This is a genomic window from Corynebacterium striatum ATCC 6940, from assembly GCF_000159135.1.
Taxonomy (GTDB): Bacteria; Actinomycetota; Actinomycetes; order Mycobacteriales; family Mycobacteriaceae; genus Corynebacterium; species Corynebacterium striatum.
This window is the reverse complement of sequence record NZ_GG667528.1, coordinates 169,979-182,944: the sequence shown is the minus strand read 5'-3', so window position 1 is coordinate 182,944 and position 12,966 is coordinate 169,979. Positions and strand designations below refer to the sequence as shown.

The window sequence follows — 12,966 nt, the reverse complement described above, 5'->3', positions numbered from 1 at the left end:
CATGGTCGGCATGACTGAAACTATTTCTGACGTACGCGTACGTTTCTGCCCATCGCCCACCGGCACCCCGCACGTGGGCATGGTCCGTACAGCCCTGTTTAACTGGGCTTACGCCCGCCATACCGGTGGCAAGCTCGTCTTCCGCATCGAAGACACCGACGCTGCACGTGACTCCGAAGAGTCCTACCAGGCGATTATCGATTCGCTGAAGTGGCTGGGCATGGACTGGGATGAGGGCGTTGTTACGGGCGGCCCGCACGAGCCTTACCGCCAGTCTCAGCGCATGGACATCTATGCCGATGTTCTGGAGAAGCTGAAGGAGGGTGGCTACGTCTACCCGGCTTATTCAACTGCTGAGGAAGTGGAGGAGCGCCACAAGGCGGCTGGCCGCGACCCGAAGCTGGGCTATGACAACTACGACCGCGATCTCACCGATGAGCAGATCGCTGCATTCGAGGCTGAAGGCCGCAAGCCGGTGTGGCGCCTGCGCATGCCGGAGCAGGATTGGACCTGGAAGGACCTCGTTCGTGGCGAGTTGACCTTCAAGTCTGAGACCCAGCCGGACTATGTTGTTGCACGTTCCAACGGCGCGCCGCTTTACACTCTGGTTAACCCGGTCGATGACGCGCTCATGGGCATCACGCATGTTCTGCGCGGCGAGGACCTTCTTTCCTCCACACCGCGTCAGCTGGCGCTCTACGAGGCGCTGAAGGAACTCGGCATCGCTAAGCAGACCCCTGAGTTTGGCCACCTGCCATTCGTTATGGGTGAGGGCAATAAGAAGCTGTCCAAGCGTGACCCGCAGTCCAACCTCTTTAATCACCGCGACGCCGGCATTATCCCGGAGGGCATGCTCAACTACCTGTCCCTGCTGGGCTGGTCCCTGTCTGCGGATCGGGACATTTTCTCTGTGGACGAGCTCGTTGCGAACTTCGATGTGGAAGACGTTCTGGGTAACCCGGCTCGCTTTGACCAGAAGAAGCTGGAGGCTATTAACGCCGATCACATTCGCTTGCTGGAACCCGAGGTCTTCGCGCAGCGTCTGCGTGATTACCTGACCGAGTACACCGATTTCCCGGCTGACTATGACGAGCAGAAGTTTGCCTTCGTGGCAGACCTGGTACAGACCCGCATCAAGATGCTTGGCGACGCCTATGGCCTTATGAGCTTCCTGGTTACTCCGGATGCTGAGCTGGAGCTCGACGAGAAGTCCGCAAAGAAGAACCTCAAGGAAGATGCGGTGCAGCCGCTGGAGGTCTCTATTGCTCGCTTGGAGGAACTGGAAGAGTGGAAGACGGACGCCATTGAGTCTGTACTGTCCAAGGCCCTCATCGAGGAGCTTGAGCTGAAGCCGCGCAAGGCCTACGGAGCTTTGCGCGTAGCTATCTCCGGCCAGCAGGTCTCTCCGCCACTGTTTGAGTCCATGGAGCTCCTGGGTAAGGAGTCCACCCTCAATCGCTTGCGTGCCGCTCTGGCTGTTACGCCGTTCCAGGCACCCGCGCAGCAGTAGTGGCAAGCTGTAGCTACTAGCTAAGCACTTCTCGTGGCCCCATTCCCGCAATGCGTTGGGAGTGGGGCTGCTGTCTTTGTGGGCGCCTGTAAATGGCCGCCACCGGGCAAAGCGCATCGATGTAATTAGAACGCTTTCAAAGCCACCTTATTAGCCCTAAAAACCGGCAATGACATTGCGATTTGTGTGAAAACCGAAACGGTGGCTATAGTAATAAACCGTTGCAGCGAGCAACACCGCGGGGTTTGACTCCAAGGTGGTTAAAGCTCAAAGCGATAATGGCCTATGGTGTAATTGGCAACACTACGGTTTCTGGTACCGTCATTCTAGGTTCGAGTCCTGGTAGGCCAGCAGTGATGACTGCTAAGCAGAAGTCACAGTTCTATGCCCCGTTCGTCTAGCGGCCTAGGACGCCGGCCTCTCACGCCGGTAACACGGGTTCAAATCCCGTACGGGGTACAAATAGAAAATCTCGAAACACTTTCGTTAAAGATCGTGTTTCGGGATTTTTCTTATGTTGGCGGCGCGGACCGGTCCTTGTTTACCCCATACCAGCGCGCTAAATCTCGAGCACTTCTTGTCTTAGGCTTAAGTACCAGGGGAGGGACCACTGGGAAGTTCTCCAAAGTGCTTCCGCGGCTGATATTCGGTGCCTAGACTGCAGATACAAGCAGTTACCGGATGAAAGGAGAGTAGATGGCGGATATTGAAACGCATCATTTTCACCGACGCTACTCTAACGCCTTCGACTAGGCAGCATCGCTAGAATCCTTAACTTCCTTTTAAACCAACTCTCGTAGAAGTAGGAGCCTCGTGCGAATGCTGTTAGACGTTAAGCGTCATCCCGAACCCGAGTTGGCACGCTAAATTTCCAGGCTCTGTCTATCAACAGATTGCAAGCGGAATAACCACTGATTCGATCCGCGCCCAGCCTAAGAGAAAGCAAGCTGCTAACCACGCAAGAAAAGCGCCAAAGGGTTCGGGATTTTTCTATTGCTAGCAGGCGATTTGTTTAAGTGTTTAGGCATCGTTTACTCTTAACAAGTCCGCAACGGACAGCTAAACGAGCCCCGTTCGTCTAGCGGCCTAGGACGCCGGCCTCTCACGCCGGTAACACGGGTTCAAATCCCGTACGGGGTACAAATAGAAAATCTCGAAACACTTTCCAGGTGGTTAGTGTTTCGAGATTTTTGCTTATGGTTTAAAAATCGTGCGTACCGATCGCTGGCGCTTTTGACTCAATGCCCTAGACGATGAAAATCGTGGCGTTGTTGCCGCCCTTGCAAGTGATCAGCGAGTTTTCGGACACGGTGCAGCTCATCTGATAAGCCTTGCCGGTTACTGGGCTAGCAACGTTTAAGGAGCCGGGGATATACCCGCGGAGGTCCTCTGCAGGGCTTGGGGTGGCATTGATAAGCACACTGGTGGTTTCCTTGGCAAAGTCACAGCTGGTGTTGGGGCCCGCTATGAGGAAGTTGATGTGGTAACCGTCACCCATCATGCACAGCTCGGATGGAGTGCCGTTAACCGTCACTTTCGTTCCTGAAGCGTCTCCCGCCTGTACGCCGAGGGAGTCGATGAGCTTCTGGCGTGCGTCTTGGTCGGTGACGTGGTTAGTGGGGGCTTCTTGGCCACCGTCTTGTGGGGTTGCCTGCTGTGCCACGGTTTGTGGTGCGTTAAGGTCCAGCGTGGGCTGCGGGGCGTCGGGGACAGAAGCGCCGTTGGTTTGCTGAAGGGCCTTTAACTCTTCAAAGCTGTTGTTGAAGCTTGGCTCAGCCGGGGAGGGTTGATCGCTCGGGGCGGGGCTGCAGGCCGCAGCAAAGCCGCCGGCGAGTGCGATGGTGGCCAGCGTTAGCGGAAGGCGTCGTGAAGCAAACATGCCCTAAGCCTAACGCGGATCGTGTGGCGTATGTTCGAAAAGATTAAAACCGTCACCTCTAAGAAAGAGGTGACGGTTGAGGTAACGGGTATAGCTCGCTACCGATTAGTGGTCATCCCAGTGACCTTCGTGGGCGGCGTGGCGGTGGCCATCGTGCAGGTAGTCAACATGATCGCCGTGAGGGATGGCAACGTGGCCGCAGCCCTCGCCATGCTGGTGATCGTGGTCAGCGTGCTCATGGTGCTCGGTGGTCTCGCACTCGTCCCAGTGGCCCTCGTGCTCACGGTGGATGTGGCCCTCGTGGAGGTAGTCGGTGTGATCCTTGTGAGGGAAAGCTACGTGGCCGCAGCCTGCGCCGTGGACGTGGGTATGCTCTTCGTGGATAGTGTGGGTGCTCATGGATTGCTCCTTCGAGTTGATGCGGTTTGTCCGCGTTTTCAGTACGTTTTCATTTAACAATGTTTTCATTCCAATTTCAATAACCCGCGCAAACTTTTTCAAAATATTTTCAATTTCACTCTTTCTCGGTGAAACTCTGAGCCTTTTCCTGGTCTTTCTCTGACTTCGAATGGGTGAGCCGAGAAGGGGGCAGCAAGAGACAGAGCGTGTAGGGATAGGAAAAAATTGGTGAAAGCGCTATGTTATGGAAGTGACTGAAGTGAAAGGGGAGAAGATGCGAGGCTTAAAGAACGGTCTGGTCGCAGCTGCTGCGGCCTTCATTGCAGTGGCGGGAGGTCAGGCAATTGCGCAAGCTGCGCCGGGTGTATCTGTGACGCAGGGGCAGGTTGTGATGACGGCTGAGGGGGCCAGCTGCACCGTGGGCTATGTTGAGGGTGACCGTGCCTGGACGGCTGCGCACTGCGGCCTGTCAGGGCAGCAGGTTTATAACCAGTTTGGCCAGCACGTAGGAACGTTGCGTTGGTTTAAGCCATCGGGCGCTGCAGAACATGACTTGGCGTATATCCAATTTGCGGCTGGAACGTATAGTGGGGGCAACCCAAAGACAGGTGACGGTATTCGTCCGGTTCCTGCACCAGGTACTGAGGTTTGCATTAATGGGCGTCTGAGCGGCAACGACTGTGCACAGGCTATTAATGGTCCGCGTGACTTCGATGGCATGAACTATGCCAACAACATCCCGAAGGTAAATGGTGACAGTGGCTCGGGCGTGTACGTCCCGGGACAACCAGGCGTTGTCGGAATCTACCAAGGTGGCACCGTTGTCTCACGTAATGGACAAACGGCCTTCTTTAGCAACTACGCGCGCATGCCTTACGCGAACGAGCTCGCCGCACTTCCGCATAAGGGCTTTGTCGCCCGCCGTCCTGATATTGCCACTCCACGCAATATCGCCGAGGTTCCTGGCGTCGAGTTACGCAAGGTAGGCGACCAGGTGGAAGGCCTTGCCACCACGAGCAGTGAAGGCTTTGGATTCGATGCCATCCGTGGCATTGCAAACAACTACGGCATTATCATCTAGTGACTAGTGACTAGTGACTAGTGACTGTGGCTTGAGAGGGGCGAAACCATGTGGCAAAACACTGGGCCTGAAGTTCTCACGCCGCGTATTTTGCGTGCGCTAGACGTCGCTGCGCGGGCACACAACGGACACTATCGCAAGGGGAGCGATACCCCATACGTTTCGCACCTATTTGGCGTGATGCACCTCGCTGCAGCGCAGGGGCTGGCGGACGATATCCGTGAAGACGTCCTCATTGCTTGTTTGCTCCACGACACGTTGGAGGATGTCCCTGAGCGCTATTCGGCCCAGCAGATGGAACAGGACTTCGGCCCGCACGTACTGAATATCGTCCGGGGAGTAACTAAGGATGACTCCTTGGAATCGTGGCGCGAGCGTGCAGACGCATACTTGGCTCACCTGAGGGGTGCCTCCGAGGCGTCGGTCATCGTCAGCGCCTGCGATAAGCTTCACAACCTCAGTTCTATCCTTGCCGACCATGATGCTTATGGCGATAAGCTGTGGGCGCGGTTCAACAGCGGTAGATCAGACCAACAGTGGTGGTATGGGGCCGTCTTTTCCGTTGTAGAACAGCGATGCCCGCAACTGCCGCTGCTCGGTGAGTACCGGCAGAAGCTAGAAAAGCTGCGGGCTCTGTAGCTTAGAACTCAGTAGTGAGCTGAACTCAGTGTTGAGCTGAACGCATAATGTGCGGAGCCGTTTAGAGGCGTGCGGTGAGCTGTGTCGCGGCGTCGGCAAGCAGCGGAGCGTACTTCTGTGCCGGGGAGGGGCGGAAGCGCTCGGCGGAGCCTGAGACCGAAATAACCGCCACGAGGTTGCCGGCTGAGTCGAATACTGGGGCGGAGATCGAGGCAAGACCCGCCTCGCGTTCTTCGATCGACTCGGAATAGCCATTCTCGCGGGCTAGAGCGACGTCTTCATCGCTAAAGGTGGACCCAGTAGTGTCGATGTTGTCGAATGCCGCGAAAATGCGGGCGGCTGAACCGGAAGTAAGCGGTAGCTGGCGGCCCACCGGTACCACGTTGTGCAAGCCGGACTCGGGCTCGCGAGTAGCAATGCAAGTGCGAGAATTGCCCGAGAGCTGATAAAGCTGGACGGATTCACCAGTCTCAGCGAGCAGGCGTTCCATGATCGGACCGGCTGCTTCGATGATGTGATCCCGGTTGCCGGGAAGTGCAGGGCCCGCGCCCCACTTGCCGTCGGGTGTGCGGGTCAGGATTCTGTGAACTTCCAGTGCGGTTGCGAGGCGATGGGCTGTTGCCCGAGGTAGACCGGTGGTCTCACATAGTTCGTTGAGGGTGGACGGACGGTTGGCTGCGGCCATCATGATGGCGACGGCGCGGTCAAGTACCTTAATTCCGGATACTGCGCTATACTCTCCCATACAGTGAAATCTACGTCCCAACTAATGAGATTTCAAGTGGAGTGATTGAAATGACTGAGAAACTGACCCTAGCTGAGAAAGTTTGGCGCGACCACGTCGTGCAGAAGGGCGAGAATGGCGCTCCTGATCTGATTTATATTGACTTCCAGCTCTTACATGAAGTTACCAGCCCACAGGCCTTTGATGGCCTGCGCCTCGCTGGACGTAAGATGCGCCATCCGGAGTTGCACCTTGCCACCGAGGACCACAATGTCCCGACCGTAGGTATCAAGACCGGCAACCTCTTGGAGATTAAAGACGAGATTTCCCGCACCCAGGTCTCTACGCTGCGTCAAAACTGTGAAGAGTTCGGGGTTCGTCTTCACCCCATGGGCGATGCACAGCAGGGCATTGTCCACACCGTGGGACCCCAGCTGGGTATCACCCAACCCGGCATGACCATCGTGTGTGGCGACTCTCATACTTCGACCCACGGTGCTTTTGGCTCCATCGCGATGGGCATTGGTACCTCCGAGGTTGAGCACGTTATGGCTACCCAGACCTTGTCTCTGAAGCCCTTTAAGACCATGGCAATCGAAGTTAGCGGCGAGCTCGCAGAGGGCGTTTCTGCCAAGGATCTGATTCTGGCGATCATCGCGAAGATCGGTACCGGTGGCGGCCAGGGCCACATTATCGAGTACCGCGGCGAGGCTATCCGCAAGATGTCTATGGAAGCCCGCATGACCATTTGCAATATGTCCATCGAGGCTGGTGCACGTGCTGGCATGGTCGCGCCGGATGAGACCACCTTTGAGTACGTCAAGGGCCGTGAATTCGCGCCGAAGGGTGAGGACTGGGATGCAGCGGTCGAGTACTGGAAGACTCTGCCAACCGACGAGGGCGCGCAATTCGACACCGTGGTCGAAATTGACGGTTCTGCACTGACCCCGTTCGTCACCTGGGGCACCAACCCAGGCCAAGGCCTCCCGCTGGGCGAGAGCGTGCCGGACCCCGAGTCTTTTGGGGATGAGAACTTGAAGGCCGCTACTGTGAAGGCTCTCGCCTACATGGACCTGCAGCCAGGCACCCCGCTGCGTGACATCAAGATCGACACCGTGTTCCTGGGCTCGTGCACCAACGCGCGTATCGAGGATCTGCGTGCCGCTGCGGAGGTGGTGAAGGGCCGTACCATCGCGCCGAGCACCCGTATGATGGTGGTTCCTTCCTCTGCTGTAGTCAAGGTCCAGGCAGAAGAAGAAGGCCTGGACAAGATTTTCACCGACTTCGGTGCTGAGTGGCGCACCGCAGGTTGCTCGATGTGCCTGGGTATGAACCCGGATCAGCTCAAGCCTGGGGAGCGCTCGGCATCTACCTCGAACCGCAACTTTGAGGGCCGCCAAGGCCCAGGCGGGCGCACACACTTGGTCTCGCCGGCGGTTGCCGCAGCAACTGCCGTGACCGGTCACCTCGCGTCCCCGGCTGACCTTTAACTCACCGACCCATAGCCATATCTGCAGATAACTAGGAGACTACGACAATGGAAAAGTTCGTAACCCATACCGGTGTTGGTGTCCCACTTCGCGCATCCAACGTCGATACTGACCAAATCATCCCGGCGCGCTACTTGAAGTCGGTCAAGCGCACAGGCTTTGCCGACGGCCTGTTTTCTAACTGGCGTTCCGACGAGAACTTCGTCCTCAACCAGGAGCCGTTCAACCATGGTTCGGTGCTCTTCGCCGGCCGCGACTTTGGTACTGGTTCCTCCCGCGAGCATGCGGTGTGGGCGTTGAGCGAGTTCGGTTTCAAGGCGGTATTCTCGTCGCGCTTCGCCGATATTTTCCGCGGCAATTCTGGCAAAGCCGGTTTGCTAACTGGACTTATGGAACAAGAGGATATCGAGCTTATCTGGAAGCAGCTCGAGCAAGGCGAAACCGAAGTAACGGTGGACCTCGAGGCTCGCACTGTCACGGTCGGCGGCAACTCTTACTCTTTCGATATCGATGACTACACCCGTTGGCGCCTGATGGAGGGCCTCGATGACATTGGGTTGACCCTGCGCAGCGAAGACGCCATCGAGACATTCGAGGCACAGCGTGCTGCCTTTAAGCCCGCTGTATCTTAAGGCATTTTTAGCGCTCGTATCAGCGTTTAGAAATGCCCTATTTGCCCTAATCCGCAGACACATGCGGAGATGAAGGTGAGTGGGACTGCTTATGTTTTGCCCCCGTTGCGTGAACAATTGGTAACGGGTGCCGCGCATGGCTGTTAGCGAATTACCAGCGATAATATTGTTGCCTACATGAGTAATAATTTTGGCAATAATAATGACTTTGGTGCCGGTCAAGGTTCAAACTATGGTCAGCAGGGCGGCGACGCCTACGGTGGTGGCTCTTACGGTGGGCCCAACGGCCCGGCAAATCCCTTCTCGCAGGGCAATACCGGCGCCCCCGGCCAGCAGCCTTTTAGTGGCAGCAATCAGCAGCCCTACGGGGCTTATTCGCAGCAGCCGATGCAGCCGCAACCGGGGCAATACATGCAGTCGCAGGCAGGTTATGCGGGCTATGGAAACGGGTCCTATCAGAACGCGCCACGCGAGTTCGATGCTATGGACGTTATCGGACAAGGTTTCAAGGGCTTCTTCCGCAATTGGGCTCCGTGGACCGGCGCGATTACCGTTCACTTCATTATTCTCGTCGTAGTCATGTTCGTCCCTATGCTTTTTGGTGGCGTACTCGCCTTAGGATCGGCGTCAACGAGCAGTAGCTATGACTATTATGGCGACAGCTCTTTCGATAGCGCCAGCACGGGAATGAGCGCGGCTGCAGTGCTGTCAATAGTCTTGGGAGTCGTGATTGGCTTGGTCTACAGCTGTTGGATGATCGGCAATATCCAGTGTGCCGCGTCCAAGGAAGCTGATGGGCAACGAGCCACCTTCGGAGACTTCTTCAAGTCCAAGAATGCATTCGCTGTTGCAGGACATTCACTGGTCGCTGCTCTAGTGGTTAGTGCTGCTTCCCTTTTGTTTGTTATCCCCGGCATTATTGCAGCGTTCTTGCTCTACTTTGTGCCATATATCAAGGCAGATAACCCACAGATGAGCATAGGGGAGACTTTCCGCGCATCTTATGAATTGACCAAAAACAACATTGGCCAGAGCCTTTTGTGCATCGTGATCTGCGGATTGCTCGTCGGCATCTTGTTCTACATTCCGGCCGTAGGTTTTGGTTTTGCCTACGGCGTGCAATCGATGGTGCTGCTGCTGTTCTACCGCTACGCAGCGGGTAAGCCCGCTGTGCGTTGGACCTAAGTTAAGGCCAAAAGGCGCACAAGCTGCTTTGCAGTCTGTTCTAAAATAGCTAATCCCCAGTCCTTTCGCCGCACTCTAGAAGTAGCGACAGGTCTGGGGATTTTTCTACGGTCGTCCCTATTGCTTTTAACGCACAGGAAGGGAGCTGGCGAGGTAGTCAGCGCCGGTGAGCTCGCCTTCGTTGAAGGAAAGGACCCACACCGAGCCCTTCTTAAACTTGAGGTCTTCAAAATCTACCTTAAGGAACTTTGGATCGAGGTCCTTGAGGATGCCCGGGATAGTTTCGCCCTGGCTGACAATGACGGGGATGCCGCCGCGTGAGACAACGCGTTGGAATGCTGCCTTCGCCGCAGTGGGATTGCTTAGCCACACTTCGTCACCGAAGTCCTTGTTTATTGCAATGTCCAAGCCAAGTTCATCCGCCAAGGGTGCTGCGGTTTGTTGGCAGCGTTGCGGTGCTGCCGAATAAATAGCGGTGGGATGGAATGGCGCCAGCATGGGAACGAGCATTTCTGCTTGGCGACGCCCCTTCTTGTCCAACGGACGCAGGTTGTCGTCGCCAGCCCAGTTGCGGCGCTCATGCGCGTGGGCATGGCGGACGTAGAGCACGCGTGTGGTGGGGGCCAGGAGGAGGCGTTTCTTAGCCTTTTCCAGCACATCGGTATCAACGGCGTAGGTCAATAGCTCGCTGGCCTCATCGATGGGCATCCAGCGCAGTTCATCGGTTTCGCTGTTGTCTGTGAAGTCACCGCTGAGTACCTTGGCGAGCCAGTAGTAGACCACCTTGGTGCGCCCCTGCACTGGGTATGTCACCTTGCCGATGAGCTTGCCTAGCTTGGCGTCGTAACCGGTTTCCTCACGGAGTTCGCGCGCGGCGGTAGTAGGAAGCGATTCGCCCGGATCGACCTTGCCCTTGGGCAGGGACCAGTCGTCATAACGGGGGCGGTGAATAATGGCTACCTCTGGGTCATGAGGGTTTCCGCGCCACAGCACAGCGCCAGCTGCCAAGGTGGTGCGCTTGAATTCCTTGGCTGGGTTGGTGGGAATTTCCTGGTGTCGGCCGGAGATGAATACCTCAGACTTTACGTCCTTGTCAGTCTCGTGCATGTTCTTTGCCTTCGGCATTGTGCTCCTTTAAAGATTATGGCGCGCAGATTAACGCTTCTATTTTCCACTTTCTGGGCGAGCTTTGCATCCGCACGCGCCGCGGCGAAGTTTGTCCACCCCTATGTGGAAGTAGCGAGCGCCGAAGCAGTCTTAGTCCAGGCTTCCCGTGCGTTAGTCTGGGTGCAGAAAATAGTCCATGAATAAGTCTGGGATTAGAGGTAGGGCAATGCATAACGTTGCGGTGATGGGTGCCGGTTCTTGGGGTACGACCTTGGCAAAGGTGTTTGCTGACGCAGGCAATGAAGTTCGTCTGTGGGCTCGGCGCCCAGCACTGGCGCAAGCAATCAACCAGACCCACGTCAACGCCGATTATCTGCCGGGCTTGGCGCTGCCAGAAAGCCTTTACGCGACGTCGGATGCTACAGAGGCACTGGCTAACGCAGACATCGTGATCTTTGGCGTGCCATCCCAGACGCTGCGCTCCAACCTAGAGAAGTGGACTCCGCTCCTGCCAGCTGACTCCACCCTGGTATCGATCTCCAAGGGCGTGGAGTCTGCGACGCTCAAGCGCATGAGCGAGGTCATTGCAGACGCAACCGGAGTAGAGGCGTCGCGTATTGCTGTGCTCTCGGGTCCAAACTTGGCCAAGGAGATCGCTGGGGAACAACCGGCGGCCACAGTTATCGCGTGCACCGATGAGGAACGCGCAAAGCTGGTGCAGCATGCAGCGGCGGCCCCGTACCTACGTCCGTATACCAATACGGACGTCATTGGCGCGGAAATCGGTGGCGCTTGCAAGAACGTCATCGCCCTGGCCTGCGGTATGGCCTCTGGACGAGGCTTAGGCAACAACACGCTTGCCACCATTATCACCCGTGGATTGGCAGAGATCACCCGGCTTGGTGTGGCGCTTGGTGCGGATCCTTTCACCTTTTCCGGCCTCGCGGGCATGGGCGACTTGGTGGCAACCTGCAGCTCGACGTTGTCTCGCAACCGCACCTTCGGTTACCGCCTAGGCCAAGGCGGAACGCTGGAAGAAGCCAAGGCTGCCACAAATGGGCAAGTCGCAGAGGGCGTCATCTCCTCGGATTCTATCTTCCGCCTCGCCCAACAGGTTGGGGTGGAGATGCCAATTACTCAGGCGGTGTTCGGCGTGTGCCACCGCGGAGTGAGCGTAGAAGACATGATTGTTGCGTTGATGGGGCGTACTAAAAAATCGGAGTAGCCGGCGGGGTAAAGTTTGACTCCATGAGCGAAAAGATCCGTGTAGCCGTAGTTTATGGCGGCCGTAGTTCCGAGCATTCAGTTTCCTGCATTTCTGCAGGAGCGATTATGAAGCATCTGGATCCCGCCAAGTACACGGTGGTGCCGATTGGCATCACCAAGGATGGCCAATGGACGCCAGGCACCATGGAAGGCCTAGAGATTGTTGACGGCGTGTTGCCAGAGGTCACTATGGGTGACGAGTTGGCGCTCTCCCTCAATCCTGAAACCAAAGGCCGTTTCCACAACGTGACCCAGCACAGCCACTTCGCGGAAGTCGACGTTATTATCCCCGTGCTGCATGGTCCTTATGGCGAGGATGGAACCGTCCAGGGTCTATTCGAGCTTTCCGACATCCCTTACGTTGGCGCCGGGGTCCTTGCCTCCTCCGCTGGCATGGATAAAGAGTTCACCAAGAAGCTGCTCACTGCCGAGGGACTGCCAGTTGCGCCCGAGGTGATTCTCAAAGGCCGCACCGAGCTGAGCGCTGATGAGAAGGCGCAGCTGGGGCTGCCTGTGTTCGTAAAGCCGGCACGCGGCGGATCGTCGATCGGTGTTTCCAAGGTCACCGATTGGGCAGAGTTCTCGCGCGCCGTCGAGGTGGCATTCGAAAGCGACAACAAAGTGTTGGTAGAGCCGGAAATCGTGGGCGCTGAGGTGGAAATCGGTGTGCTCGAATATGCGGATGGTTCGGTGATCGCCTCTGTGCCTGCCCAGCTCAACGGCATTGAAGAAGCAGAGGAAGGCTTCTACGACTTTGATGCTAAGTACATTGATGAAGGAGTGAGCGCACAAATTCCGGCGCCTCTTGACCCGGATCTGATCCAGACCTTGCGCGAAACTGCGGTCTCGGCCTTCCGCGCGCTCGGCTGCGAGGGGCTCAGCCGCGTTGACTTCTTCGTCACTAAGGATGCTTTCTACATTAACGAGATCAACACGTTTCCGGGATTCACGCCGATCTCCATGTACCCACAGGTTCTTGCAGCAACAGGCGTGGACTACGCCGCGCTTCTCGACGCCCTCATCGAAGGCGCGATGGCACGCGGATAACGCGGCG

The 12,966-nt window shown here is 56.8% G+C and carries 12 protein-coding genes and 3 tRNA genes; 11 read left to right on the top strand and 4 right to left on the bottom strand.

What is annotated here, in order from left to right; all coding sequences use genetic code 11:
• Position 1: 1 nt before the first annotated feature.
• The 4 genes from gltX (at position 2) to HMPREF0308_RS11260 (ending at position 2,650) form a co-directional block, all read left to right on the top strand.
• Positions 2-1,510 (top strand): glutamate--tRNA ligase, encoded by a 1,509-nt coding sequence (gltX, locus tag HMPREF0308_RS11275; RefSeq protein ID WP_005531703.1) that lies wholly within the window; start codon positions 2-4, stop codon positions 1,508-1,510.
• 279 nt (positions 1,511-1,789) lie between these two features.
• Positions 1,790-1,861, top strand: a tRNA-Gln gene (locus HMPREF0308_RS11270).
• Between the two features lie 35 nt (positions 1,862-1,896).
• Positions 1,897-1,969 (top strand) — tRNA-Glu (locus tag HMPREF0308_RS11265).
• A gap of 608 nt (positions 1,970-2,577) precedes the next feature.
• A tRNA-Glu gene (locus HMPREF0308_RS11260) sits at positions 2,578-2,650 on the top strand.
• A 106-nt stretch (positions 2,651-2,756) separates the two neighbouring features.
• Here HMPREF0308_RS11260 and HMPREF0308_RS13040 read toward each other — a convergent pair.
• Positions 2,757-3,389 carry a hypothetical protein gene (locus HMPREF0308_RS13040; protein WP_005531702.1) on the bottom strand — a complete coding sequence of 211 codons (633 nt, stop codon included), beginning with the start codon at positions 3,387-3,389 and terminating at the stop codon, positions 2,757-2,759.
• Positions 3,390-3,494: 105 nt separating this feature from the next.
• Positions 3,495-3,788, bottom strand: a complete 294-nt coding sequence (locus tag HMPREF0308_RS14250; protein WP_005531701.1) for a hypothetical protein — start codon at positions 3,786-3,788, stop codon at positions 3,495-3,497.
• A 274-nt stretch (positions 3,789-4,062) separates the two neighbouring features.
• Here HMPREF0308_RS14250 and HMPREF0308_RS11245 point away from each other — a divergent pair, with 274 nt between their 5' ends.
• Together HMPREF0308_RS11245 and HMPREF0308_RS11240 are read left to right on the top strand one after the other, a co-directional pair.
• On the top strand, positions 4,063-4,869 hold the full coding sequence (locus HMPREF0308_RS11245) for a chymotrypsin family serine protease (RefSeq protein ID WP_155115467.1): 807 nt from the start codon (positions 4,063-4,065) through the stop codon (positions 4,867-4,869).
• Between the two features lie 48 nt (positions 4,870-4,917).
• The gene (locus tag HMPREF0308_RS11240) at positions 4,918-5,508 is read left to right on the top strand and encodes an HD domain-containing protein (RefSeq protein ID WP_005531699.1); all 591 of its coding nucleotides are present in this window, start codon (positions 4,918-4,920) and stop codon (positions 5,506-5,508) included.
• A 61-nt stretch (positions 5,509-5,569) separates the two neighbouring features.
• Here HMPREF0308_RS11240 and HMPREF0308_RS11235 read toward each other — a convergent pair whose 3' ends face one another.
• The gene (locus HMPREF0308_RS11235) at positions 5,570-6,253 is read right to left on the bottom strand and encodes an IclR family transcriptional regulator (RefSeq protein ID WP_005531698.1); all 684 of its coding nucleotides are present in this window, start codon (positions 6,251-6,253) and stop codon (positions 5,570-5,572) included.
• Positions 6,254-6,303: 50 nt separating this feature from the next.
• Between HMPREF0308_RS11235 and leuC the strand changes: the two genes are divergently transcribed.
• The 3 genes from leuC (at position 6,304) to HMPREF0308_RS11220 (ending at position 9,539) form a co-directional block, all read left to right on the top strand.
• Positions 6,304-7,722 (top strand): 3-isopropylmalate dehydratase large subunit, encoded by a 1,419-nt coding sequence (gene leuC / locus HMPREF0308_RS11230; RefSeq protein WP_005531697.1) that lies wholly within the window; start codon positions 6,304-6,306, stop codon positions 7,720-7,722.
• A gap of 47 nt (positions 7,723-7,769) precedes the next feature.
• Positions 7,770-8,354: a 3-isopropylmalate dehydratase small subunit gene (gene leuD, locus HMPREF0308_RS11225; RefSeq protein WP_005531696.1), complete on the top strand. Its 585-nt coding sequence runs from the start codon at positions 7,770-7,772 to the stop codon at positions 8,352-8,354.
• A gap of 177 nt (positions 8,355-8,531) precedes the next feature.
• Complete coding sequence (locus HMPREF0308_RS11220) at positions 8,532-9,539, top strand: hypothetical protein (RefSeq protein WP_005531695.1); 1,008 nt, start codon at positions 8,532-8,534, stop codon at positions 9,537-9,539.
• Positions 9,540-9,665: 126 nt separating this feature from the next.
• Here HMPREF0308_RS11220 and HMPREF0308_RS11215 read toward each other — a convergent pair whose 3' ends face one another.
• A complete protein-coding gene (locus HMPREF0308_RS11215; RefSeq protein WP_005531694.1) occupies positions 9,666-10,664 on the bottom strand; it encodes an NUDIX hydrolase in 999 nt (332 codons plus the stop codon).
• A 208-nt stretch (positions 10,665-10,872) separates the two neighbouring features.
• Between HMPREF0308_RS11215 and HMPREF0308_RS11210 the strand changes: the two genes are divergently transcribed.
• Both HMPREF0308_RS11210 and HMPREF0308_RS11205 read left to right on the top strand, forming a co-directional pair.
• Positions 10,873-11,871: an NAD(P)H-dependent glycerol-3-phosphate dehydrogenase gene (locus tag HMPREF0308_RS11210; protein WP_005531693.1), complete on the top strand. Its 999-nt coding sequence runs from the start codon at positions 10,873-10,875 to the stop codon at positions 11,869-11,871.
• Positions 11,872-11,894: 23 nt separating this feature from the next.
• Positions 11,895-12,959 carry a D-alanine--D-alanine ligase family protein gene (locus HMPREF0308_RS11205; RefSeq protein WP_034657526.1) on the top strand — a complete coding sequence of 355 codons (1,065 nt, stop codon included), beginning with the start codon at positions 11,895-11,897 and terminating at the stop codon, positions 12,957-12,959.
• The last annotated feature ends 7 nt before the right edge of the window (positions 12,960-12,966 follow it).